19 protein-coding genes are annotated in these 23711 nt (G+C 71.1%); 11 read left to right on the forward strand and 8 right to left on the reverse strand.

Annotation, left to right across the window (positions count from 1 at the left end; all coding sequences use genetic code 11):
* The 3 genes from OD750_RS11935 to OD750_RS11945 all read right to left on the reverse strand — a co-directional run bounded on the left by OD750_RS11935 (position 1) and on the right by OD750_RS11945 (position 4950).
* Positions 1 to 2859, reverse strand: a complete 2859-nt coding sequence (locus tag OD750_RS11935; RefSeq protein WP_263545459.1) for an extracellular catalytic domain type 1 short-chain-length polyhydroxyalkanoate depolymerase — start codon at positions 2857 to 2859, stop codon at positions 1 to 3.
* 97 nt (positions 2860 to 2956) lie between these two features.
* Entirely contained in the window at positions 2957 to 4288 is a 1332-nt protein-coding gene (locus tag OD750_RS11940; RefSeq protein ID WP_263545460.1) for a sensor histidine kinase, read from the reverse strand.
* The gene (locus OD750_RS11945) at positions 4285 to 4950 is read right to left on the reverse strand and encodes a response regulator transcription factor (protein WP_263545461.1); all 666 of its coding nucleotides are present in this window, start codon (positions 4948 to 4950) and stop codon (positions 4285 to 4287) included. Before OD750_RS11945 ends, OD750_RS11940 begins: the two co-directional genes overlap by 4 nt.
* 107 nt (positions 4951 to 5057) lie before the next feature.
* Between OD750_RS11945 and OD750_RS11950 the strand changes: the two genes are divergently transcribed.
* From OD750_RS11950 to OD750_RS11970, 5 genes are all read left to right on the forward strand, one after another.
* A complete protein-coding gene (locus tag OD750_RS11950; RefSeq protein WP_263545462.1) occupies positions 5058 to 5633 on the forward strand; it encodes a class I SAM-dependent methyltransferase in 576 nt (191 codons plus the stop codon).
* A gap of 188 nt (positions 5634 to 5821) precedes the next feature.
* Complete coding sequence (locus OD750_RS11955; protein WP_263545463.1) at positions 5822 to 7714, forward strand: choice-of-anchor X domain-containing protein; 1893 nt, start codon at positions 5822 to 5824, stop codon at positions 7712 to 7714.
* A 259-nt stretch (positions 7715 to 7973) separates the two neighbouring features.
* On the forward strand, positions 7974 to 9425 hold the full coding sequence (locus tag OD750_RS11960; protein WP_263545464.1) for a DUF4832 domain-containing protein: 1452 nt from the start codon (positions 7974 to 7976) through the stop codon (positions 9423 to 9425).
* Positions 9426 to 9501: 76 nt separating this feature from the next.
* On the forward strand, positions 9502 to 10485 hold the full coding sequence (locus OD750_RS11965) for a bifunctional helix-turn-helix transcriptional regulator/GNAT family N-acetyltransferase (protein WP_263545465.1): 984 nt from the start codon (positions 9502 to 9504) through the stop codon (positions 10483 to 10485).
* A complete protein-coding gene (locus tag OD750_RS11970) occupies positions 10482 to 10982 on the forward strand; it encodes a GNAT family N-acetyltransferase (RefSeq protein ID WP_263545466.1) in 501 nt (166 codons plus the stop codon). Before OD750_RS11965 ends, OD750_RS11970 begins: the two co-directional genes overlap by 4 nt.
* Here OD750_RS11970 and OD750_RS11975 read toward each other — a convergent pair.
* Positions 10979 to 11851, reverse strand: a complete 873-nt coding sequence (locus tag OD750_RS11975) for a LysR substrate-binding domain-containing protein (protein ID WP_263545467.1) — start codon at positions 11849 to 11851, stop codon at positions 10979 to 10981. The genes OD750_RS11970 and OD750_RS11975 overlap by 4 nt on opposite strands.
* Positions 11852 to 12162: 311 nt before the next feature.
* Between OD750_RS11975 and OD750_RS11980 the strand changes: the two genes are divergently transcribed.
* The 5 genes from OD750_RS11980 to OD750_RS12000 all read left to right on the forward strand — a co-directional run bounded on the left by OD750_RS11980 (position 12163) and on the right by OD750_RS12000 (position 18945).
* On the forward strand, positions 12163 to 12780 hold the full coding sequence (locus OD750_RS11980; RefSeq protein ID WP_263545468.1) for a LysE family translocator: 618 nt from the start codon (positions 12163 to 12165) through the stop codon (positions 12778 to 12780).
* 79 nt (positions 12781 to 12859) lie between these two features.
* Positions 12860 to 14134, forward strand: coding sequence for a hypothetical protein (locus OD750_RS11985; protein ID WP_263545469.1), 1275 nt, complete (start codon positions 12860 to 12862; stop codon positions 14132 to 14134).
* A 44-nt stretch (positions 14135 to 14178) separates the two neighbouring features.
* Entirely contained in the window at positions 14179 to 16533 is a 2355-nt protein-coding gene (locus tag OD750_RS11990) for a winged helix-turn-helix domain-containing protein (protein ID WP_263545470.1), read from the forward strand.
* A 184-nt stretch (positions 16534 to 16717) separates the two neighbouring features.
* Positions 16718 to 17464 carry a hypothetical protein gene (locus OD750_RS11995; protein ID WP_263545471.1) on the forward strand — a complete coding sequence of 249 codons (747 nt, stop codon included), beginning with the start codon at positions 16718 to 16720 and terminating at the stop codon, positions 17462 to 17464.
* 35 nt (positions 17465 to 17499) lie between these two features.
* Entirely contained in the window at positions 17500 to 18945 is a 1446-nt protein-coding gene (locus OD750_RS12000) for a hypothetical protein (protein WP_263545472.1), read from the forward strand.
* 33 nt (positions 18946 to 18978) lie between these two features.
* On the opposite strand, the gene OD750_RS12005 is transcribed toward OD750_RS12000, so the two are convergent.
* The 4 genes from OD750_RS12005 to OD750_RS12020 all read right to left on the reverse strand — a co-directional run bounded on the left by OD750_RS12005 (position 18979) and on the right by OD750_RS12020 (position 21891).
* Positions 18979 to 19539: a hypothetical protein gene (locus tag OD750_RS12005; protein ID WP_263545473.1), complete on the reverse strand. Its 561-nt coding sequence runs from the start codon at positions 19537 to 19539 to the stop codon at positions 18979 to 18981.
* Entirely contained in the window at positions 19536 to 20114 is a 579-nt protein-coding gene (locus tag OD750_RS12010; protein WP_263545474.1) for a DUF4352 domain-containing protein, read from the reverse strand. Before OD750_RS12010 ends, OD750_RS12005 begins: the two co-directional genes overlap by 4 nt.
* Complete coding sequence (locus tag OD750_RS12015; protein ID WP_263545475.1) at positions 20111 to 20764, reverse strand: hypothetical protein; 654 nt, start codon at positions 20762 to 20764, stop codon at positions 20111 to 20113. Before OD750_RS12015 ends, OD750_RS12010 begins: the two co-directional genes overlap by 4 nt.
* 98 nt (positions 20765 to 20862) lie before the next feature.
* Positions 20863 to 21891: a LysR family transcriptional regulator gene (locus OD750_RS12020; protein ID WP_263545476.1), complete on the reverse strand. Its 1029-nt coding sequence runs from the start codon at positions 21889 to 21891 to the stop codon at positions 20863 to 20865.
* A gap of 372 nt (positions 21892 to 22263) precedes the next feature.
* Here OD750_RS12020 and cysG point away from each other — a divergent pair, with 372 nt between their 5' ends.
* A complete protein-coding gene (gene cysG, locus OD750_RS12025; RefSeq protein ID WP_263545477.1) occupies positions 22264 to 23697 on the forward strand; it encodes a siroheme synthase CysG in 1434 nt (477 codons plus the stop codon).
* The last annotated feature ends 14 nt before the right edge of the window (positions 23698 to 23711 follow it).

A 23711-nucleotide genomic window follows, 5' to 3' on the forward strand; every position in this document is an offset into this window, starting at 1 on the left:
CTACGGCACGTACTCGACCTTGAGCTTCGCCGTGGCGCCCTTGTCGATCCACACGTAGTTCGTCGCCGCGGGATTCTGCGCGAACCGCAGCCGCAGCTGCGTGCGTCCCGCGCGGTTGATCGCCGCGAGGCCCGGCGCGCCGAATGCCGCGCTGTTCTGCGTGCCCGACGTGAATCGCGCGATCGTCGATGCCGCGCTCGCACCCGTCGCCGCGCCGTAGTCCGCCGCTTCGATCGCGCAGCCGCCGTAGCAGCCGCCGTTGACGTCGACGACGAGCGTGTTGCCGGCCGGATCGTTCCACGGATTGCCCGACGCGCTGCGCCACGCGACCGTCAGCACCGCGCCGGTGATCGTCGCGCCGTCGGGCAGCGCGGTCGTGTCGAACGACAGCACCGCGCGATTGAACTTGCCGTCGACGCCGCGACCGAGCGCGAGGCCGCTCGACGCTTCGAGCGTGCCGACCGCGGCGCCGCTGCCGTCGGCGTTCGCCTTGACGTAGCCGTCGTTCGCGTCCTCGTTGTCGAAGACGAGGCTCGTCGCCGCGCCGCCGCCGCCGACGTTCACCGTCGTGTCGCCGTCGCTGCCGGCGTTGCCGGCCGGATCGTACGCCTTGGCGAGCAGCGCGTAGCTGCCGGCGGCGAGGCCCGACGTATTCCACGTGTATACGAACGGCGCGGCGGTGTCGACGCCGATCAGGCCGCCGTTCGCGTAGAACTCCACCTTCGTCACCCCGTTCGCGTCGCTCGCGCTCGCGACGAGATCGACGCTGCCCGACACGGTCGCGCCGTTCGCCGGTGCGGTGAGGTCGACGGCCGGCGGCGTCGTGTCGACGTCGCGGTCGGCGTTGGCGATCAGCACGTCGTCGACGTTCGCGCGCGCCCATGCTTCGAGGCAGACGTTCGCGGTGGCGCCCACTTCGAACCGCAGCGTCGCGGTCTGGTTCGCGAACGCGGCGAGGTCGATGTTCTCGCGGCGCTGCCACGCCGTATCGGCGTACGCGGCGTACGTCACCACGCGTTCGTCGACGGTCGTCGCGTTCACCTTGACGCGAAAATACGCGCTGTAGCTCGCGTTCGCGTTGGCCTTCAGATCGAGCTTGCGCGCGTACGACAGGCGCGGGCTGGCGCCGAACGTCACGCTGCGCGTGAGGTATTTGGTCTTCGTGCCGACCGAGCAGCCGGTGCCGGACGACGCCGCGCCGTACGACGACTGGCTCGCGCCCGGGCCGGCCGTCGCGTTCGCGGCGTCGGCGACGAAGTCGCCGCTCCAGCCGGCGTTGTCGAAATAGTCGCCGTTGCCGTCGCGGTTCGAATAGCGCTCGTCGAGCGCCGCGACGTTCTGCGTGATCGTGACGAGCGCGTTCGCGCCGGTCGCGACGTTGCCGCTGGCATCGCTCGCGCGCACGCCGATCGCGTGGCCGCCGGCGCTCGCCGACGTCGTGTTCCAGTCGAGGGTCCAGGGCCCCGCGGCGCCCGCGCGATTGCCGGTGCCGAGCACGTTGCCGTCGAGCAGGAACACCACGTCCGTGACGCCGACGTCGTCGCTCGCCTGCGCAGCGAGCGTGACCGACCCCGACAGCGTCGCGCCGTCGGCCGGAAACACGAGCGAGACGATCGGCGGGGTCGTGTCGACGATGCCGCCCGACACCGTCACCGCGACCGGCGCCGACGTCGCGGTGTTGCCGGCCGCGTCGAACGCGCGGGCGCGCAGTTCGTGGCTGCCGTTGGATGCGGCCGAACTGTTCCACGTCGCGGCATACGGCGCGGCGGCGTCGCTCGCGAGCAGCGCGCCGTCGACGAGAAATTCGACGCGCGAGACGCCGGCGTTGTCGCTCGCCGTGGCGATCAGCGCGATGCTGCCCGAGACGGCCGCGCCGTTCGCCGGTGCGGTCAGGGCCACCTGCGGCGGCGTGCCGTCGGTGTTGTCGAGGCCCCAGAAGCGGCCGATGTACCAGCTCGAGCAGATGTTGACGTCGAGGATGTAGGCGCCGGCCGTGCCGCACTGCGTCGGGCCGGTGCCGGGATCGACCGGCGTGCCGTGGCCCATGCCCGTGATCAGGACGGTTTCCACGCGCGCGACGCCGTTTGCGTCGTTGTATACCTTGTGCGGGTAGCCCGCGAACGTGTCCTGCACGTCGGGCGTCTGGTCGATGCCGTGCACGTCGGTCCACTGCTGCAGGCTTTCGGTCGCGTTGACCGGCCGCACCGTCGTGTCGGCGTCGCCGTGCCAGATCGACACGATCGGCCACGGCCCGGTCCAGCTCGACGCGGCGCGCACCTTCGCGCCCCATTGCGCGGGCGTGAGGTCGACGCCGGGACTCATGCAGTTGAACGCCGCGGTCGTGCCGGTGCCGCAGCCGTAGGGAATGCCGGCGACGATCGCGCCGCCGGCGAACGCGTCGGGATACGTGGCCAGCAGCACCTCGGTCATCGCGCCGCCGGCGGAAAGGCCGGTGACGTAGACGCGCGCGGCGTCGCTGCCGTGATCGGTGCGCATGCGGTCGATCATCTGCTTGATCGACAGCGGCTCGCCCTGGCCGCGCTGCATGTCGCCGCTTTCGAAGAAGTTGAAGCAGCTCGTCGCGTTGTTCGCGCTCTGCTGCTGCGGCAGGAGCAGCGCGAACTGCCAGCGGTCGGCGAGCATCTGCCAGCCGGTTTCGGCGTCGTACGCGGCGGCGCTCTGCGCGCAGCCGTGCAGCGCGACGACGAGCGGCGCGTTCGCCGGCAGTCCGGCCGGCACATATTTGAACATTTTCAGATTGCCGGGATTGCTGCCGAAGCCCGTCACTTCGGTCAGCGCGGCAGCGTCGCGCGCCGCGAGCGCGGCGACGGCGAAGAGGACAGCGGCGAGCGTTCTCATGCTTGCATCCCCAGGTTGGCCGGGGCGCATTTCTTCATATCGCCGTCGGGCGCGCCATTGTCCAAAAGGGCACGCGGGCGAATGTCCGCGGTACAAACTAGGGAAACAGGATCGTCACGCCGAAGCCCCTGCCGCCGACGCCGTCGCCGACCGCGATCGTCGCGCCGTGCGACGCGGCGATGCGCGCGACGAGCGACAGGCCGATGCCGCTGCCGCGCTCGCGGCTGCCGGCCACGCGATAGAAGCGGTCGAAGATGCGTTCGCGCTCGTCGGGCGCCACGCCCGGCCCGTCGTCGGCGACGCAGAGCGTTCCGCCGCCGCCGTCGCGCGGCGCGCAGCGGATTTCCACGCGCGCGCCGGCGCCGCCATAGCGCAGCGCATTGTCGATCAGGTTGCGCAGCTGGATGCCGAGTTCGTCGACGTCGCCGACGAGCGGGCACGGTTGCGTCGACAGCACGATCTGCTGCGCGTTGCGCCGCGCGCTCGCGGCGTAGTCGCGCGCGACGAGTTCGGCGAGTTCGGCAAGATCGGTGCGCCGCCGCCGCGCGCCGTCGGCCGACGCGTCGAGCCGCGCAAGATCGAGCAGCTGTTCCGACAGTCGCGCGCCGCGGTCGATGCCGGCGGCGAGCAGGCGCAGCGCTTCGTCCTTGTCGGCGACGTCGTGCGCGCGCAGCGCGATCTGCGCGTGCGCCGACAGTACCGCCAGCGGCGTGCGCAGTTCGTGCGCCGCGTCGGCGACGAAGCGGCGCTCGCCCTGCACCGCGCGGTCGAGCCGCGCGAGCTGCGCGTTGAACGTGTCGACGAGTCCGCGCAGTTCCGACGGCAGCTGCGCGGTCGGCAGCGGCGCAAGATCGAACGTGGCGCGCGCGGCCACCGCCTCGCACAGCGCGTCGACGGGTTTGAGCGACCAGCGGATGCCGAGCCACAGCGCGGCGGCGAGCAGCGCGAGCAGCAGGCCGACGGTCGTGAGCGTCGCGCCGGCGAGCCAGCGCGCGATCTGCTCGAGATGGCTGTGCGCCTTGGCGGCCTGCACCTGGATGCCGTGCGCGGCGTCCGACACGGCGTAGACGCGAAAGCGCGCGCCGTCGATGTCGCGCTCGTCGAAACCGTCGAGAAAATCGGGCTTGATCGGCGCGGCCGGCGCGTCGTGCGAGCGGATCAGCAGCGTGCCGCCGGCCCACACCTGGTAGATCATGTCGTCGCGCATCCACACGTTCGCGGGCAGGCCGGTGACCGGCGCGATCGCGAGCAGTTCGCGATCGCGCGGCATCGTGCGCGCGATCGTCTGCGCGTTCGCCGCCAGCGAGCCGTCCCACAGGCCGGTGCCTTCGCGCTGCATGAACATGGCCCACAGCGCGACCCACAGCAGCCAGAAGCCGAGGAACGCGCCGACGAGCACGCCGAACAGCCGCCTGCGCAGCGACGTCATGCGCGCGCCTGCCCGAGGCGGTAGCCGTAGCCGCGCAGCGTCGCGATCAGGTCGTCGCCGAGCTTGCGCCGCAGCTGGTGCACGTACACCGCGATCGTATTGCTCTCGATCGCGCCGTCGCCGCCGTAGACGAGGTCTTCGAGCTGCTCGCGCGTGACGATGCGGCCCTGCCGCTCCATCAGCGCGAGCAGCGTGCGGTATTCGTGGATGCTCAGGGCGACGGCCGCGCCGTCGCGCGTGACGACGCGCCGCGCCGGATCGAGTTCGACGCCGCCGCAGCGCAGCACGGGCGCGACGCGTCCGCTGCTGCGCCGCGCGACGGCGCGCAGCCGCGCGTACAGTTCGTCGAACTGGAACGGCTTGACGAGGTAGTCGTCGGCGCCGGCGTCGAGCCCTTCGATGCGGTCGCTGAGCGCGTCGCGCGCGGTGACGATCAGCACCGGCGTCGCGTCGTAGCGCGCGCGCAGCGTCCGCAGGAGTTCGATGCCCGAGCCGCCGGGCAGGGCGAGATCGAGCAGCACCGCGTCGTATGCGTGGTCGACGAGCGCGATGCGCGCGGTCGCGGCGTCGCGCGCCTGATCGCAGCGCCAGCCGTTCTGGCGCAGGCCGGCGTCGACCGCTTGCGCGAGCGGGGCGTCGTCTTCGACGAGAAGAATGTGCATCGATCGATTCTGCGTTGCGGAGCGGCGTTCAGCATGCGGCGCCGCGATTAAACCAGCCTTAATCGGCCCCGGGCACGATCGGCGCCGGTTCCCAACGAGACGCCCGCATGTCCGTCGCCGAAAGCCTGATGTTCCTGCGTTCGTGGTTGCGCAATCCGCGCCGCGTCGGCGCCGTCGCCCCGTCGGGGCCGGCGCTCGCGCGGCGCATCACCGCCGAAATCACGCCCGCGAGCGCGCCGGTGATCGAACTCGGCCCCGGCACCGGCGCGTTCACGCAGGCGCTGCTCTTGCGCGGCGTGCCGCCGGACCGTCTCGTGCTGATCGAGGCCGACCGCGCGTTCGCGCGCGCGCTGGAGGCGCGCTTCCCGACGCTGCGCATCCTCGCGATGGACGCGGCACGGCTCGGCCAGATCGAACCGCCGTTCGGCGACGAGCGCGCCGGCGCGGTCGTCAGCGGCCTGCCGCTGCTGGCGATCCCGGTGCCGGCCGTCGACGCGATCGTCGCCGGTGCTTTCGCGCAGTTGCGCGCCGGCGGCTGCTTCTACCAGTTCACCTACGGGCCGCGCTGCCCGGTGCCGCGCGCGACGCTCGATCGGCTCGGCCTCGTGGCCGAGCGCATCGGTTTCGCGGTGTGGAACCTGCCGCCGGCGAGCGTCTACCGCATCCGACGGTCGGCCGGCTGACGCGATTCATACGAACGTTTGCTTTTTTGCGCGCACGAGTATAAAAACGCGCGGTTCGGTCGCGTTCTGGGGAGCGGGCGGAACAACGACAGCGGGGCGTCGACAGACTCTCGCCAGGGAAGGCATGCACGTTGGACAGGGAACGACCCCGTCAAACCAGCAGTCCGGCATTCCTGGGAGGGGATACTGTGTCCACGAAACGCACCGCGTTGTACCTTTTGTGCCTCTTTGCTTTTTCCGCATCGTCCGCGCAGGCCGCCGAAGGCCCCGTCGCCAAACAGCTCGCCGGTCCGCCGGCGGAGTTCGACGCGATGCGCGCGCCCGATCCGGCGCAGTCGGCGATCTATTCGAAATCGGCGCTGATTCCGGTCGGCGCGGTGGAAGGCGGCTGGCAGGGCCGCCTGCCGGTCGAAAACGGGCGTCTGCGCTTTCTCGTGTTCGGCGGCGGTTCGGTCGAAGTCGCGCCGCCGGGCGGACGTTTCGCCGAAGCCGCGGGCGTCGCGCGCGCCGGCGCCGCCGAGTTCGGCATCGAACAGGCGAGCTATCCGGCCGACTACTACACGCTCGACGACGTCGCCAACGGCGAGTGGACGGTCAAGATCGACGGCAACGCGCGCGGCGGCTACGTGCTGCTCGAGGGCGACGAGTCGGTGGAACTCGTGTCGTATCCGACGCACCGGCGGCAGATCGTCGGCGAGTCGATCGGCGTCGTCGCGGCGCTGTCGGCCGGCGGCGCGAAGGACGAGGCGCTCGTCGGCAACGCCGCGGGCCGCGTCGATACGGCCGTGCTGCGCGTGACCGGGCCGGACGGCAAGGTGCAGGAACTGCCGATGTTCGACGACGGCCGCCACGATGACGGCGCCGCCGCCGACGGCGTGTACGGCGCCGCGTTCGACGCGCGCGCGGCCGGCGCGTATCTCGCGCAGACGATCGTGCGCGGCGCGAACGGCAAGGGCCGGCCGCTCGTGCGCAGCGCCGAGCACCTGATGACGGTCGTCGAACGGTCGCTGTCGCTCGCCGGCGGCGAGGCCGCGGCGAAGTCGACCGGCGACGGGCGCTACGCGCTCGGCATTCCGGTGACCGCGCGCAAGCTCGATCAGCACTACCGCGCGTTTGCGCAAGTGTGGGGCACCGGTGCCGACGGCAATGCCGTGCCGGTGGCGTGGGTCGGCGGCATGACCACGCCGAAGGCGGGTCTTGCGAGCCTCGGCCTCGACGCGCGCTGGATCGCGCGCAGCGGCGCGAAGGCGCCGTTCGAACTGCGCGACGTGCGCATCGAGGACCCCGACCACTTCGTGCCGCTCGCGACCGCGCAGCGCATGCCGCTCGCGTTGCCGAACGCGCGGCTGCCGGCCGCCGGCGCGTCGGAGGCGATCGACGAGCGCATGACGATGGGCGTGCGGCCGGCCGCGACGAAGGGCACCGGCCAGCGCCTGATTCTCGTGCACGGCTACTGCTCGGGCGGCGTCTGGCCGGCGTCGCAGTTCACGACGGCGTCGACGTTCCTCGATACGAACCAGAACCGCAGCCACGATGCGTTCGCGCGCCTGCTGCAGACGTACGGCAGCACGTGGGCGTCGTTCGGCACCGTGGCGCACAGCCAGGGCGGTGCCGCCGCGCTGCACCTGTACACGTACTACTGGAGCGGGCTCGACTACGCGACCGGCAGCCGCCTGATGCAGTCGGTCGGCACGCCGTACCAGGGCACGAACCTCGCCGGCATCCTCGCCACGCTCGGCTCGTGGTTCGGCGTCGGTTGCGGTACGAACGACAATCTGAGCTACAGCGGCGCGACCGCGTGGCTCGCCGGCATCCCGAATGCCAATCGTGCCAAGGTGAACTATTACACGACGGCGTTCAAGACGACCAACTGGTGGACGAACGACTACTGCAACGTCGCGACCGACCTCGTGCTCAACGACCCCGAAGACGGCACGACCGAGCAGTCGAAAGGCCAGCTGCCGGGCGCGGTCAACCGCGGTCACACGACAGGGCAGTGCCATACCACCGGCATGCGCGATCCGGCGCAGTACCAGGACGCGAGCCGCAACGCGACGATGAACGCCAACGCCGCGAGATAGCGGCGAGTTCGACCGCGCGGCGCCGAAGGCGTCGCGCGGCTATCGGTCTGAGACGCGCTTGAACGTTTTTGCGCCATGGCTGGCGACAATGGGAATACGGCTCCCTCTCCCCCGACGCCGTCGGGGGAGAGGGCTGGGGTGAGGGGGCGACGCGTCGCACTGCCTCGACCCTGACGCGTGCGACGCGTCGCCCCCTTCCCGACCTTCTCCCCAAACGAGTTTGGGGGAGAAGGAGTTTCCCAGGAGCGGAACGAACACCATGCGCAGCATTCTCGCTATCGCCGGCCTGACGCTCGGCCTCGCCGCCCGCGCCGTCACCTACGCGCCGACGCCGACCCAGGACGATCTGAACAACCCGCACAAGGGCTTCATGCTGTGGGGTACGACGTGGGGGCCCGGCGACGAGGAAGGCAACTACTACGGGTCGAGCGTCTATCACGTCTACGTGCCGTGGCGCGAAGTCGAAACGGCCGACCAGGTGTTCGACTGGACGACGTTCGAGGCGAACCACTTCGCGCCGATCCTCGCGGTCGACGCGCAGGCGACGTTCGTGCTGCGCCTCGTCGCCGACTATCCCGACGGCGTCGGCACGGGCCTCGCCGCGCACTACACCGGCGGGCAGAACGAACGCGACTATCCGCTGTTTCTCGAACAGCCGCCGCTCAACATTCCCGGTACCGACTACGCGTCGTGCGACGGCGACGGCCCGGGCCGCGCGCCGGGCTGGAACACCGCGGCGTTCCAGACGCAGGCCGTGCAGCTGATCCAGGCGTTCGCCGCGCGCTACGACAACGATCCGCGCATCACCGCGATCCAGGTGGGCCTGCTCGGCCTGTGGGGCGAATGGCATCAGACGGGCTGCGAATCGCTCGAACCCGGCAACGCCGTGAAGGTCGCCGTGCGCGACGCGTACGCGCAGGCGTTCACGCATGCGCGGCTGCAGACGCGCTATCCGCGCAACCCCGACGCGGTCGGCGTGAACTTTGGCTTCCACGAAGACTACTTCCCGTCGTTTACCACAACGTGCATTTATGGATTTCCGGCGTGCGAGGCGAGCGGCGACTGGAACATGGAATACGGCTTCGCCAACGTGGTGCCTGCCGCGCGCGAGAACTGGCGCGTCAATCCGATCTCCGGCGAAAGCCCGCTGCAGTCGCAGAAAAACGCCTGGACGAACGATACGGCCGACATCCTGACGGTGCTCGGCAACTACCATTTCAGCTTTCTCGGCCCGGCCGGCAAGCACGAAGAGAACGGCTTCGCCGCGCAGCTCGCGCCGATCAAACGCAAGCTCGGCTACGACTTTTCCGTCGCGGCGCTGACGCTGCCCGACACGCTCGGCCAGCTCTCGTCGCTGCCGTGGCGGCTCGATCTCGCCAATCGCGGCAGCGCGCCGGCGTATCACGGGTTCGAGCCGCGCCTGGACTTCGTCGGCGCCGGCGGCGCGGTGGCCGCGACCGCGCGGCTCGCCGCCGACCCGCGTACCGCGTTGCCCGGCGCGACGACGCGCTACGCGGGCCGCTTCGTGCTGTCGGGCATCGCGCCGGGCACGTATTCGCTGCGGCTGGCCGTGGCGTCGACGAGCGCCGGCCGCAACGGCATCGTGCTGCAGAACGCGCCGCGCGACACGGCCGGCCGCGTCGTGCTCGGCGACGTGGCGGTCGGCGGCACCGGGGACCGCATCTTCGCGGACGGCTGCGAAGCGCCGTAGCCGCGCGCGGCCAGGGGATTGCGCAAAGTCCGGCGAGGCAGATATGTTAGTGCTTACGTAAATCATGGAGCACGACATGGCCTTTCTCGCCGATCTTGGCCTCCTGGCGCTCGGCAGCCGCGCGAGGGCGTTGTCCGACCAGCTCTACGGCATCGCCGACGCGGTGTACCGCGCCCGCGGGTCGCAGGTGCAGGGGCGCTGGTTTCCGGTGCTGCGGCTCATCAGCGACGAAGGGCCGCAGACGGTCGGGGCGATCGCCGCGTCGATCGGGCAGACGCATTCGGCCGTCAGCCAGCTCGCCGACAAGCTCGTGCGCGAAGGCTGGCTGCGCTCGGTCGCGGACAAGACCGACAAGCGCTGCCGGCGCCTCGCGCTGACGCCGAAGGCGCAGGAGGCGATCCGCGACGCGCGGCCCGCGTGGCGCGCGCTCGTCGACGTGCTCGGCGAGCGTTGCCGCGCCGCGAACGTCGACATCCTCGGCGCGCTCGATGCGTTCGAGCGCGTGCTCGACGAATCGCTCGCCGACGCGATCGTCGCGCGCAGCACCGAGGTCGATCGCGACGCCGTGCGCGTGGTCGCGTTCGAGCCGTCGCTGCGCGAGCATTTCTACCGTTTGAACGCCGACTGGCTGCGCAAGTATTTCTATCTCGAGGAGATCGACCATCGCGTGCTGTCGCATCCCGAGGAGGAGCTGATCGCGCCGGGCGGCGACGTGCTGTTCGCGCGGCTCGGCGACGCGGTCATCGGCACGTGCGCGCTGAAGTTCGATTCGCCCGGCACGTACGAGCTCACGAAGATGGCGGTCGACGAGCGCTATCACGGTCTCGGCATCGGCCGGAAGCTGCTGCAGGCGGCGATCGAGGCGTTCCAGGCGCGCGGCGGGCGCACGCTGTTTCTCGAATCGAACCGCAAGCTCACGCCCGCGCTGCGCCTGTACGAGAGCATGGGCTTCGAGCACCAGCCGACGCTGAAACCCGATTCGCACTACTCGCGCTCGGACGTCTATATGATCTGGCGCGATCCGGGCGCGGCCGCGCCCAAGCGCAGGAAACAGGCGTGACCGATATCCGCCGGGCCGGCGCCGCGGACGCCGACGGCCTCTGGGACATCTTTCGCGACGTCGTCGCCGGCGGCGACACGTACGTGTTCGGCGCCGACACGCCGCGCGACTTCGCCGACGCGTACTGGCTCGGGCCGGACGTGGCGAGCTGGGTCGCGGTCGACGGCGATCGCGTGCTCGGCATGTACAAGCTCGTGCCGAACCAGCGCGACCATGGCGCGCACGTCGCCAACGGCTCGTACATGGTCGGTTCGGCCGCGCGCGGGCGCGGCGTCGGCGAAGCGCTCGGCCGGCACAGCCTCGTCGAGGCGCGCAGGCTCGGCTATGCGGCGATCCAGTTCAACTTCGTCGTCAGCACGAACACGGCGGCGGTGAAGCTGTGGCAGCGGCTCGGCTTCGACATCGTCGGCACGCTGCCGCGGGCGTTCCGGCATGCGCGGCTCGGTTTCGTCGACGCGTACGTGATGTTTCGTTCGCTCGACGATATCGACGTCTAGACCAAGCCGAGCAGCCACTGCCGGAACGCCGCAATCTTCGGCGAGGCCGCCCGCGCGCTCGCGTACACGAGCCAGTAGCTCGCCGCCTCGCGCACTTCCACCGCGAACGGCGGCACGAGCCGGCCGCTCGCGAGATCGTCGGCGAAGAACGCCGGCGAAATCATCGCCGCACCGCCGTTCGCGAGCGCGGCCTTCACCTCGAACGACTGCACGCCGAGATCCATTTCTACCATTCTGGATACGGCCGTCTCGGGCACGCCGGCCGTGCGAAACCATTCGTGCCACCACACCGGCCGGCCGTACAGCGGCATCCGGAGCAGGTCGGCCGGTTTCTTCAGGCGCCGCGCCGCGATCGTTTCCGGCGCGCAGACGGCCGTGTAGGTGCTTTGCATCAGGCGGTGCGCGGTCAGGCCGGGCCACGGGCCGACGCCCACGCGCAGGCCGACGTCGAATGCGCCGTCGGCGATGTCGGCGAGCACGATCGAGGTATCGATGCGCACCGCCAGACTCGGATGCGCGATCTGGAACTCGCCGAGCCGCGGCGCGAGCCAGTTGCCGGCGATCGTCGGCAGCGCCGTGATCGACAGCACCTCCTGTGCCTGCGCGACTTCCGCGCCGACCGCGCGGCGCAGTCGCGAGAACGCATCGACGACCGCCGCGCCGAGACGCTCGCCGGTGTCGGTCAGCACGACGTGACGGCCTTGCCGCCGGAACAGCGCGACGCCGAGTCGCGTCTCGAGCGCCTTGATCTGGTAGCTGACCGCAGCCTGCGTCATGTGCAGCTCGTCGGCGGCGCGCGTATAGCTCTGGTGCCGCGCGGCGGCTTCGAACGCGCGCAGGGCGGAGAGCGGAGGGAGCAAGGTTTCCATAAGGCGAGCTTATAGGCGGTGGGTCGATTCCAGCTTGTCACTCCTCTCATGGGAACGCAATCTAGCCGCATCAACTATCAGCCGGCCTATTGTGCTGCCGCGCAAAGCCCTCTCCCCCAAGCTTGCTCGGGGGAGAGGGTTGGGTGGCCGCTCCTGTGCATCCTGCACTCGCGGCATTAGTACATCCATGTACGTCAAGGGGGTGACGCCGCGTACTTCCTCGATCCCGACGCAGCGCGAGACGCCGCCCCCTCACCCAACCCTCTCCCCCGCAGGCTTGCGGGGAGAGGGAGCAATGCAGAGGCTTTGCCATGGACTTTCTCCACCTTGGAATCTTTGCACTCGCGCTCGCCGTCGCGGGCGTGACACCCGGCCCGAGCGTCATCGCGGTCGTCTCGCGCGTGCTCGGGCGCGGTCCGGTCGGCGCGCCGATGTTCTGCCTCGGGCTCGTGCTCGGCGATCTCGTCTGGCTCAGCGCCGCGGCGTTCGGCCTCGCAGCGCTCGCGCAGATCTACGCGCCGGTGTTTCTCGCGATCCGCTACGCGGGCGCCGCGTTTCTCGTCGTGCTCGCGTGGAAGCTGTGGCGCTCGTGCGGCGAGGCGCTCGACGTCGCCGCGCCGCCGGCGCGCGGCGAGGGCCTGCGACTCGTCGCGGCCGGCCTGTCGATGGCGCTGGGCAATCCGAAGGTGATGCTGTTCTATCTCGCGCTGCTGCCGGCGCTGATCGATCTCGACGCGATCCGCGCGGTCGACTTTCTCGCGCTGTCGGTCGTCACCGTCTGCGTCGTCAGCGGCGTGCTCGCGTTCTACGTGCTGCTCGCGCAGCGCGCGCGCCGGCTGTTCGCCTCGCCGCGCGCGCTGCGCGCGGTCAACCGGGTCAGCGGCGCGACGATGTTCGGCTGCGCGCTGGTGCTGCTCGTCACGAAGTAGCGATCGCGGCAACGGCGATCCGGCAAACCGCTACGCGGTCGCTGGATCGGGCGGTGGCGCTCGGGCATGCTTGCCGCGCATGTCGATCCCGTTCGAACTCGCCCGTACGACTTTTCGCCTGTTGCGGCGCCACTGGCCGCCGCTCGTCGCGCTCGTGCTCGCAGGCTACGTCGCCGACGCGTGGCTGCTGCGCGGCGTCGTCGAAATCGGCATCCGCAATCACGTGCTCGGCCTGTCGCTGCTGTCGCCGCTCGTCGTGGTGCAGCTCGTCGTCGTCGTCGCGATGTTTCATGTGCTGCGTCCGTCGCTGCCGTCGCTCACGGCCGCGATCGAGAATCCGGCCGACGCCGCGACGCCGACGGGCGCCGACCGTTTCACGGCCGTGCTCGCGCTCGCGCTCGTGCCGTTCTTCGCCTACTACGCGGCGTGGGGATTCCTCGGCGAAACGATCCGCGAATATTCGCTCGCGGGCCTGTCGCGCGATCCGTTCGGAAAGAACGGGCCGCTGCTCGACACCGGCAAGTCGTACGGCCTGCTGATGTCGGTCGGCGCATCGTGGCTGCTGCGCCGCTACGCGAAGGCGCGCGAGGCGCGCAAGCATTCGCCGTGGTGGCAGACGCTGATCGTGTTGTGCGAGGCGAACTGGGTGTTCATCGGCCTGTTCGTCGTCACGCGCTGGAAAGATGCGGCGATGAAATGGCTCGAGTCGCGCGTCGTGTGGCAGTACCTGGGCGGCGCCGATCCCGCGGCCGACGTCGCGCCGCCGGTGCTCGCCGAAGGCTGGCCGACACTCGTCGACGCGCTGACGAACGCCGGGCAGGGCGTGTTCTTCGCCGCGTTGCTGCCGATCGTCTGGCTCGCGCTGACCGCGCTGAACTTCGGCCGCGACCTGTCGGAAAAGACGCTGCTCGCGACCGACCGGCGGCTCGAGCGCGTTGTCACCGGCTACGATGCGCTGCCGTCGCTCGTGCGCCGCTTCGGCGACGACCTCGTCAAGGGTTATCGCTCGCGCTACGTGCCGGTCGCCAACAGCGTGCGTCTGACCTTGAATGCGGGTCTGCCGCTGCTGCTCGCGTTCTGCGTCGGCTATCGCGGGCTCGAATGGCTGTCGGCGCAGGCGTGGATCGGCGCGACGCACCTGATGGGCCCGCATCCGATCGACTTCTGGCGCGCCGCGGGCGATGCGCTCGCGCTCGTCGTCGGCGGTCCGCTCGGTACGCCGAGCATCGTGTTCGAGCCGCTGCGCATCTGCCTGCTCGCCGCGACGCTCGAACTCGGCGTCGCCGCGTGGGTCCGGCGGCGCGAGCCGGCGCCGCCGGCCGAAGACGCGACCGCGCAGCCGCAGGCGGTCTGACGCCGCGTCATTGACAGTCGCCGCGACGCGACGCATACAGCGCCATGTCTTCGCCCGTCTACCGCTTCGGCGCCTGCCGTCTCGACCCGACCAAGCGCGAGCTCGCGCGCGACGACGCCATCGTCGACGTGCCGCCGCGCGTGTTCGCGTGCCTCCTGTACCTCGTCGAGCAGCGCGAGCGCGCGGTCGATCGCGCCGAGCTGATCCGCGCGGTCTGGCGACGCGACAACGTTTCCGACACGCAGCTGTTCCAGCTCGTGCTGCGCGCGCGCCGCGCGGTCGGCGACGATGCCGACAACCCGCACGCGATCCGCACGATCGTCGGATTCGGCTATCGCTGGATCGCGCCGACGACGGTCGAGACGCCCGAAGCGGAACCCGGCATCGAACCGGTTCGGACCGAACCGGCGCTGACCGAGCCGACGCCGCCGCCGCAACCGCCGCGCCGTCGCCCGCTCGCCTGGGGCATCGCCGCTGCGCTCGTACTCGCACTGCTCGCGTTCGCGTGGTTGCGCACGCCGCCGGCGGAGCAAGCGCCTCCGGCGGCCGTCGCCGAGACGGCGCGCATCGCCGTCGTGCCGTTGAATATCGAGGCGAACGCGCAATCGGATGCCGCGTGGGTGCGCTACGGCGGCATGGACCTCGTCGCCGACCGGCTGCGTCGCAGCGGTCTCGTCGTGCAGACGAGCGAGGCGACGCTCGGCGCGGTGATGGCGGCGGGCGAGGCGGCGCCCGGCGACGCGCTGCGCCGCGCCGGGACGATCGGCCTCGTCGTGGGCGGCGACGTCGCGCGCCGCGACGGCGCGTGGCACGTGACGCTGCGCGCCGAGCGGCCCGGCGCGAACGCGCTGCGCGGCGACGCGGCCGACGCCGACCTGATGCGCGCGCTGCGCGCCGCGGGCGACGCGCTGCTGACGGCGCTCGGCCGCGGCGCGCCGACCGACGCGATCGACGCGCCGGTCGCGCAGCTTCTGTCGCAGGCGCGCGCCGCGATGCTCGCCGACGACGCGAAGGCCGCGAAGGCGGCGATCGAAGCGGCGGCGCCGGGTCTGCGCGACGATCCCGAGGTGCGCCTGATGCGGGCGCAGATCGACGCGCGCCTGGGCCGGTTCGCCGACGCGCAGAACGCGATCACGGCGCTGCTCGCCGACGCGAACGCGTCCGACGCCTACCTGCGCATGCGCGCGCTGATCGTGCGCGGCGCGGCGTACATCCCGCTCGGCGACGCCGACCGCGCGCGCGCCGATTTCGACGCCGCGCTCGCCGTGCCGGGCGCCGAACGCTACGCGCACGCGCGCGGCGACGCGTACGCCGGGCGCGGCGCGACCGGTACGATGCGCAACGATTTTTCCGCCGCGGCGAACGATCTGGGCCAGGCGCGCGTGCTGCTCGACCAGAGCGGCGACGCGCTCGGCGTGGCGCGCGTCGATCTCGAATGGGCGCTGCTCGATCACGCGCGCGGCGCGGCCGAACCCGCGGCGACGCGCTTCGCGCAGGCCGCGCGGCAGTTCGAGGCGCTCGCGGCGAAACGGCCGCTCAAGAGCGCGCTGATCGGCCTCGAGGACGTGCAGTACGACCAGTTGCAGACCGCCGCGGCGATGGCGACGAGCGACCGCGCGTGGGCCACGCTCGCGGCCGGCGGCGATCCGCTGTTGCGCCGCGTGATGAGCATCCAGCGCGTGAAGATCCTGATCGCGACCGGGCGTTTGCGCGAGGTCCACGACGTGCTGGCCGCGATCGAGTCGGGCAATCTCGACTATCTCGCCGAATCGCACGACGACACGCGGTTGCGCCTGGCGCGCACCGAACTCGCCTGGCGCGAAGGCCGTCCCGACGACGCCGCGCGCGAAGCACAGCTGTTGCCGAACGGACGCTGGCCCGACGGGAGCGAAGACGTGCTCGCGGCCAAGGCGTCGCTATGGCGCCAGCGCGTGCTGCCCGACAGCGCGTTGCCGGCGGCAGCGCTGCCGCCGGCGACGCACGACGCGCCCGGCGTGCGCCACGCCGCGCCGTACCGCGCGCTCGCCGAGGCCGAGCGTCTCGTGCGCGTCGATCGCGTCGCCGACGCCGAACGGCAGTACCAGGAGGCGCTGCGCCTCGCCGACGAAACCGGCGGGCCGCTCGTACTCACGACGATCGCCGCGTCGTACGTGCCGGTGCTGATCGGCGACGGCCGCACGCGCGACGCGGCGACGCTCGCGGCGCGCATCGCGGTCTGGGCGAGCGACGACTACGAGGCGGCGCTGATCCAGCTGCGCGTCGCGCACGCCCTCGGCGAGCGCACGGCGTGGCAGTCGGCGCTCGACAACGTGCGCCGGCTCGCCGGCGAGCGCCGCGTGCCGGCCGAACTCGAAAAGACGCCGCCGGAGCGTGCGGCACCGGAGCAGGTAAGACACTGATCCGTCACGCTTCGTCATACGCCTGACATCGGTCTTACACGAAGCGCGGCCGGCAGAAGCGGCGAGGAAGACGATCGGAAGGCCCGGCGAATGGACGCGAGGCGGGGCGGCGGCCTAGAACCGGGGCTCCGCCGTCCGTGCCGGCTTCCACCGGCGCGCCTTGCCAGCCCAACCACGCCACGCCATGAAACCCATACTCGTTTTCCTCTTCGCCGCGTTCGCGGCCGGCGCCGTACACGCCGACACGGCGCCTGCGCAGACGGTCGCGTCCGTCTCGCGTTCCGGCCTGCCGACAGGGTGGTCCGTCCGGCTCACGCCGCAGCAGCTCATCCACAACGCGCGGGTCGCCGACTGTTTCGACCGCGTCTTCCACGACAATCTCGACGGCGGCGCTGGCCGCGGCTGCGCGACCGGAGACGGCGGCGGCCTGCAGGTGTACGCCGACCGCGCCGCGTTCATGTCCGCGCTCGCGCCGGGCTACGTCGAGAACGCGTTCGACGCCGTCACCCCGGGCATGTCGGGCGCCCTCCAGTACGCCACGGGCGGCTACGAGTACACGGTCTTCACGCAGTTCAACCGCGACGGCGGCCTGTACAACGGCGCCGGATTCGTCTCGACCGACCGCGTCGAAGACGCCGTGACGCTGTTTTTTCTGAGCGGCGCGCCGGTGCACGCGCTCGGCGCCGACCTGTGGCCGTCCGACTTCGCGTTGCATCGGGTCGACGGCATGATCTCGGTCGAGATCTGGCTCGAAGACGGCACGATCGAAACGGTGACGCCCGCCGGTCCCGGCGACTTCACCGGCTTCGTCTCCGAATCGCCGATCGTGATGGTGATCGTCGACGCGCCGGACCTCGCGTCGGTCCCGCCCGCGCAGTCGCCCGATCGCTGGGCGACGCTCGACAACCTCGTCATCGGAGACGTGCCGTGAGCGCGCGCTCCCTTCCCGCCATCGGAAACGCCACCGTGCCCTCGATCTTCCTGCGCGCCGTGCTGGCGCTGACCGGCTTCATCGCGTTCGTCCACACCGCCCGCGCCGACATGGCCGTCAGCGCGACCAGCCCGCAGAGCACCTACGTCGCGGGCCGCACCAACACGTTCGCGCTCGATCTGAAGCTCACCTCGGCCGCGTGGGAGAACGTCGACAACATCCGCTTCGCGACGCCGGCCGGCGTCGCGATCTCGGCGATCCGCCATATCGACGGCTTCCACACCTGCCCCGACGGCATCCGGCTCGTCCTCGGCATGGGCACGCCGTCGGGCGGCTGGGTGCATCCGGGGCATCCGAGCGGCTGCGGCTATTTCGGCGGCGCGCCGTACGGCGAACCGCAGGCCGTGCAGGTGGACCTGGACATCCCGGCGGCCTACGCCGGCAGTCTGCCGCTGACCATCTATGCCGACGGCGACACGTGCTGCGGCGACGCTCCGCACGACGGCAACGTGACGCTGACGTTCGCGCCCGACCCGACGATCGTCGCCGGCGCGCCGCGCGCGGCGGTCGGGCCGGACACGCTCGCCGTCGCGATGAAACGCGAGGCGACGCAGAACGCGGCGCTCGGCATCGTCAACGTCGGCGGCGGCACGCTCGGCTACGCCGTGGCGTTCGCCGACGGCCAGGCCGCCGACTGCGCGACGCCGGCGAACCTGCCGTGGCTGCGCGCGACGCGTACGAGCGGCGCGCTCGCCGCCGGCCAGAGCGCCGACGCCGGGCTCGTCGTCGACACGCACGGCCAGGCGGCCGGCACGTACACGGCGCTCGTGTGCGTCGCGACGAACGATGCGAGCGCGTCGATGCGCTTCGTGCGCGTCACGGCCGACGTGTCGGCCGACGCGTGCGACGCCGACGATCGCGTGTTCGCCGACGGCTTCGACGGCATCGCGGCCGCGTGCGGCGAGGCGCGCGGCGTCTACGCGAACCGCGACGCGTTCGTCGCGAGCGTCGCGCCGGGCTACAGCGAAGAGCGCTACACCGGCCTGCGCACCGGTTATCTCTACGGGCCGGTGGAGTTCGGCAACGACGACTGGCGCTACCGCGTGTACTCGCACGACGGCGCGGTCGGCGGCCTGTACCTGTTCCCCGGCGCGGGCGTGATGTCGACGGCGGCGGCGTTCGACCATCTGACGATCACGTTCACGGGCGCGCCGGTGACGGCGCTCGGCGGCAACTTCTACGGCACGCTGTTCCACACGAACACGAGCACGACGATGCACGTCGTGCCGACGACGCGCGTGGTGCTGACGCTCGACGACGGCACGGTCGAGACGTTCACCGCGAGCGCGCGCGACGCGTTCCGCGGCATCGTCGCGACGAAGCCGATCCGCACGCTGACGATCGCGACGCCCGACGAGGACGTCGACGGCAATATCGCCTGGGGCGTGGCGGACAATCTGATCGTCGGTCGCCGCCGGTAGTCGGAGCGCTGACGGGCCGGCGCCGCCGACCCGTCAGCGCAACCGCAGGCGCAGCCGCGCCGGTTTTTCGGCGGCGAGGCGGATCACCGCGTCGACGTCGCCCGCGGCGTCTTCCGGCACGAGAAAATCCTGCTCGAAAAGAAACGGCTGCGCGACCTGCGGCGCGTTGTCGTACGTGCCGTTGCAACGTGTCGGTACGTCGCGCCGCGCGGCCGTCACGCCGGCGCCGGGATTCCAGCGGCGCCCACGACCGTCGACGAGTTCGAGCGTGCAGCGGTCGAGCGCTTTCACCGCGGCCTCGTCCTTCGCGCGCAGCGCGACGCGCACGCGTACGAGGCGCGTGCCCTGCGGCAGCGTCGCCGCCGTCAGCGCCTTGCCGGCATCGGGCGGTTGCCCGGCCCAGGTGTCGTAGCGATCGATGCGCCACTCGCTGCCGCCGTAGTCCTGCGTCGCGCCGACGGCGGCGACGGTTTCGACCACGGCGTGCTTTGTACGGTATTCCAGAAAGTCGTCGCCGCTCGCGGTCCACAGCGCGAGCGGCGCGAGCACGACGAGTGCGGCGAGGCCGCGGCGATACGTGCGGCTTGCGCTCATCGCCGCACCAGGTCGTAGAACTCGCGCGGCGCCGGCGCCGCGGCCAGGCGCAGATCGAGTTGCAGTTCGGAATCGAGGATCGCGATCGGCGAATCGGCGAGCACGAGTTGCGCGCCGGCGACCTGGTCGGCCGGCAGTTCGAAAACGAGCACGCCGCGGCTTTCGATGCCGGGCTGCAGTTCGGCGCCGCTCAGCTGCCGCGTGCTGCCGAGCCGTTCGGTGCGCGCATAGCGGCGGCCGTCGCGCGTCAGGATCTGCGCCTTGCCGATCGACACCGGTTCGTCGACGGCTTTGGCGGTCGCGTCGACGACGAGCCAGACGCCGCTCGTGTCGTGCTGCGACAGCGATTCGGGCACGCCGGTTTTTTCGGTGCGGATCGCGCGCGCGGTCAGAACGGTGTCGGCGCGCGCGGCGAAGCGGCGCGCCTGCGTCCACTCGCCGAGCACGCCGCGTTCGACGATCGGGCCGGTCATGCCGTCGTAGTTCGGTATCGACTCGCGCATGGCCAGGAGCAGCGCGAGCGACACGAGCACCCGCCATGCCGAACGCCGTCGTGCCGCGGCGAGCGTGCTCACGGCGCACCTCGCGCGTCGGGCGATTCCACCTTGAGTTTCACCTGAGCCATCGGTTTGGGATTGAACCAGCCTTCGCCGCCGAGCAGGTTGTCGCGGTCTTTGTGGATTTTGCTGATCACCGTGACCGGCAGCGGATCGGGAATCGTCGTGCCGAGCGGAATCTCCCACGACAGCGCGACACGCTCGGTCATCTTCGGATGCAGCGCTAACAGGATCGTGCCGTCGCGCAGCAGCGTCATCGCCGGCAGCGCCTTCGGCGCGATCGCGGAAAGCTCGACGCGCAGCGCCGACGCGATGTCGTTGCTCGACGCGTGCGTGCGATTGGTCAGTTCGGCCTCGACCGTGAGCGCGGCCTTGCCGGTCGGCACGGCGCGGCCGTCGGGGCGGCGGGCGCTGAGCGTCGCGCGGTGCACCGCGACGCGCCATTGGCCGGTGTCGATCGCCTTGCCGGCGTCGAGTTTCGGCAGCGCGGGTTTCGGTGCCGCGGCGAAACCGCCGGCGAGCCATGCGACGAGCACGGCGATCGCGCCGACGCTGCCGACGACGATCCATGTCGACCTGCGCTCCTCGATGCCGTCGAGCGCGCGCAGGGAAGGCAGGCGAAGTTTCAGAAGGCAGTCTCGCGCGTGAACCTGTGCGAAGTGTCGCATGCGCGCCGGCACGTCGTTGCTGAACGTGTCACCGATTCAACGCGGGGGAAACACGCGCGGCCGTCGCGACGACGGCCGCGCGATGTTCTGCGCGGGGCTTACGCCGCGCGCGCGGCGGCGAGTGCCGGCGCGGCGGCGCTGCCGTTTTCGGCGCGTGCCGCAAGCTGCCGCCAGTGCGGCGGCTGCGGCCAGTCCGGCGTCGTGACGCCGTCGAGCACGCGGCGCAGGCCGCGGCGGTCGAGCTGCGGCGCGAGATCGGCGATGAGGTCCAACGCGTAGTCGCGCAGCACGCGGTCGCGGCGCAGCACGACCCACGTCGTGCAGACCGGAAACAGGCCCGGCGCCGGCAGCGCCTTGAGATCGACCTGGTCTTCCGGCGTCATCGCCATCTCGGCCAGCACGCCGACGCCGAGACCGGCGCGCACGTACGTCTTGATGAGATCGGCGTCGCGCGCGGTGATCGCGATGCGGGGCAGGAGGCCCGCGCCGAGAAACGCGCGGCGCAGCGACGAGTCGGGCTTGAGCGACGATTCGTAGCTGACCAGCGGGTATTCGGCGAGTTCGTCCAGGCGCGGCGCGGCGTCGAGCCGGGCCAGCGGATGCGAGCGCGGCACGAGCACGTGGCGGTCCCAGCGGAACAGCGGCACGGCGAAGCCGCCCGCGGGTACGCTGCCGGCCGTCGAGACGAGCGCGATGTCGGCTTCGCCGCGTTCGAGCAGTGCCAGCACTTCGGCGTCGCCGCTGGGCTTCAGGTGCACGCTGACCTGCGGGTAGCGGCGCTTGAGCGCGGCGACGGTGCGCGGCAGTACGAAGCGGGCTTGGGTATGGGTCGTGGCGATGCGCAGTTCGCCCTGCGCTTCGTTGCGCAGATTCGCGGCGAGCGCGCGGATGTTGGCGGCCTCGGCGAGGATGACGCGCGCGCGGTCGATGACCTGCACGCCGGCGGGCGTTATGCGTTCGAGGCTTTTGCCCTTGCGGGCGAAGATCTGGAAACCGAGTTCGTCTTCAAGCTGCTTCAACTGCTTGGAGATGCCCGGCTGCGTGGCGTGTACGCGCTCGGCGGCGAGCGTGATGTTCAGGCCGGAATCGGCAATGGCAATCAGGTAGCGCAGTTGGGTCAGGGTCATGACGGCCTTCTCTGAGGAGATCGCAAGAGTTCGGAGGCGACGGCTACGTTGCGCCAATACGTAAACGAATAATTCGTACAGATTCGATTGAGGGTATTCATCGGTTTCATAGCGCTCTCCACTGCGGTGATGTTCGCCCCGGACCGGCTCTTTGAGGTCGGCCTCTGATGCGAACGGGGTTGATACGATCATAACCACGGATCATTTGGCCGTCTATACGGCTCTCCGTGGAGACATGCCGCGAGGGCATATCGGCAAAGCGTTTGCTCACTTCCGTGCGTCGAGGTCGGCCCTCAGCATGATCGGCAGGCACGCGGTACCGGTTCGAGCCGTATCTCCGCGTATTCCCGACGATTTATGCAAAGTGCCGCCATGTCCTCGCCCCGACTGTATCCGATCTTTGCCGAACTTTCCGCCCGACCGGTACTGGTCGTGGGCGGCGGCGCGGTCGCGCAGCGCAAGGTCGCGGCGCTGCTCGAAGCGGGTGCCGACGTGCGTATCGGTGCACCGGTACTGAATTGCGAACTGGCCCAGTGGGTTGACGCCGGCCGCGTGCGCTGGATCGAAGGCCGCTTCGCGCCCGAATGGCTCGACGACGTCTGGCTCGCGATCGCCGCGACGTCCGACGCGGCCGCGAACGCGGCCGTCGCGGCGGCGGGACTTGCGCGGCGCGTGTTCGTCAATGTCGTCGACGACGCGGCGCTGTCGTCGTTCCAGGTGCCGGCCATCGTCGATCGCTCGCCGCTCGTCGTTGCCATTTCCAGTGGCGGCGCGGCGCCGATCCTCGCGCGGCGCGTGCGCGAGAAACTCGAAACGCTGCTCGATCCGTCGCTCGCTTCTTTGGCGCGGCTGGCCGAGCGTTGGCGCGGGCGCATCCGTGGGCGCCTCGCCGACCTCGGCCGGCGGCGACGTTTTCTCGAACGCGTGTTCGACGGTCCGATCGCCGATCTCGTGCGCTCGGGCCGCGACGACGCGGCCGACGCCGCGCTCGGCGCGGCGCTCGATCGCGCCGCCGCACAGGCTTTGCCCCGAGGCTCGGTCGTCCTGGTCGGTGCCGGCCCGGGCGATCCGGGCCTCCTTACCTTGAAAGGGTTGCGCGCGCTGAACGAAGCCGACGTGATCCTGCACGACCGCTTGGTGAGCCGCGACGTGCTCGCGCTCGCGCGCCGCGACGCAACGTTCGTCGAAGTCGCGAAGGAAGCCGGCAACCACCGCACGACGCAGGACGGCATCCACGCGCTGATGCTCGAACACGCGCAGGCCGGACGCCGCGTGGTGCGGCTCAAGGGCGGCGATTCGTTCATCTTCGGCCGCGGCGGCGAGGAGCTGGAATTCCTGCGCAGCCACGGCATCGCCTACGAAGTGGTGCCCGGCATCACCGCGGCGCTGGCATGTGCCGCGTATGCCGGCATTCCGCTGACGCATCGCGATCACGCGCAGTCGGTGCGCCTCGTCACCGCGCACTGCAAGGATTCGCTCGACACGCTCGACTGGCGCGCGCTCGCGGCCGAGCGCCAGACGCTGGCCGTGTACATGGGCGTCGCCGGTCTCGAGGCGTTCGGCGCGCGCCTGATCGCCCACGGCCGAGCCGGGTCGACGCCGGCCGCGCTGGTCGAAAACGGCTCGCGCCGCGAGCAGCGCGTCGTGATCGGGCGGCTCGACGACATCGCGCGGCTGGCGTCCGAGCACGCCGTGCGCTCGCCGGCGCTGCTGCTGGTCGGCGAAGTCGCCGCGCTCGGCGCGCGCCTGCACTGGTACGGCGCGCCGCCGCTGCAAACCCCGACCTCTTATGCAAAAGCGGCATAAGCGCCGCGCCACAC

It is taken from the genome of Tahibacter soli (genome assembly GCF_025717065.2).
GTDB lineage: Bacteria > Pseudomonadota > Gammaproteobacteria > Xanthomonadales > Rhodanobacteraceae > Tahibacter > Tahibacter soli.

Excerpts from the sequence above, each read along its gene's own strand:
- OD750_RS11935 (WP_263545459.1), bottom strand. The coding sequence starts at position 2,859 with ATGAGAACGCTCGCCGCTGTCCTCTTCGCCGTCGCCGCGCTCGCGGCG.
- OD750_RS11940 (WP_263545460.1), bottom strand. The coding sequence starts at position 4,288 with ATGACGTCGCTGCGCAGGCGGCTGTTCGGCGTGCTCGTCGGCGCGTTC.
- OD750_RS11945 (WP_263545461.1), bottom strand. The coding sequence starts at position 4,950 with ATGCACATTCTTCTCGTCGAAGACGACGCCCCGCTCGCGCAAGCGGTC.
- OD750_RS11950 (WP_263545462.1), top strand. The coding sequence starts at position 5,058 with ATGTCCGTCGCCGAAAGCCTGATGTTCCTGCGTTCGTGGTTGCGCAAT.
- OD750_RS11960 (WP_263545464.1), top strand. The coding sequence starts at position 7,974 with ATGCGCAGCATTCTCGCTATCGCCGGCCTGACGCTCGGCCTCGCCGCC.
- OD750_RS11965 (WP_263545465.1), top strand. The coding sequence starts at position 9,502 with ATGGCCTTTCTCGCCGATCTTGGCCTCCTGGCGCTCGGCAGCCGCGCG.
- OD750_RS11975 (WP_263545467.1), bottom strand. The coding sequence starts at position 11,851 with ATGGAAACCTTGCTCCCTCCGCTCTCCGCCCTGCGCGCGTTCGAAGCC.
- OD750_RS11980 (WP_263545468.1), top strand. The coding sequence starts at position 12,163 with ATGGACTTTCTCCACCTTGGAATCTTTGCACTCGCGCTCGCCGTCGCG.
- OD750_RS11985 (WP_263545469.1), top strand. The coding sequence starts at position 12,860 with ATGTCGATCCCGTTCGAACTCGCCCGTACGACTTTTCGCCTGTTGCGG.
- OD750_RS11990 (WP_263545470.1), top strand. The coding sequence starts at position 14,179 with ATGTCTTCGCCCGTCTACCGCTTCGGCGCCTGCCGTCTCGACCCGACC.
- OD750_RS11995 (WP_263545471.1), top strand. The coding sequence starts at position 16,718 with ATGAAACCCATACTCGTTTTCCTCTTCGCCGCGTTCGCGGCCGGCGCC.
- OD750_RS12005 (WP_263545473.1), bottom strand. The coding sequence starts at position 19,539 with ATGAGCGCAAGCCGCACGTATCGCCGCGGCCTCGCCGCACTCGTCGTG.
- OD750_RS12015 (WP_263545475.1), bottom strand. The coding sequence starts at position 20,764 with ATGCGACACTTCGCACAGGTTCACGCGCGAGACTGCCTTCTGAAACTT.
- OD750_RS12020 (WP_263545476.1), bottom strand. The coding sequence starts at position 21,891 with ATGACCCTGACCCAACTGCGCTACCTGATTGCCATTGCCGATTCCGGC.
- cysG (WP_263545477.1), top strand. The coding sequence starts at position 22,264 with ATGTCCTCGCCCCGACTGTATCCGATCTTTGCCGAACTTTCCGCCCGA.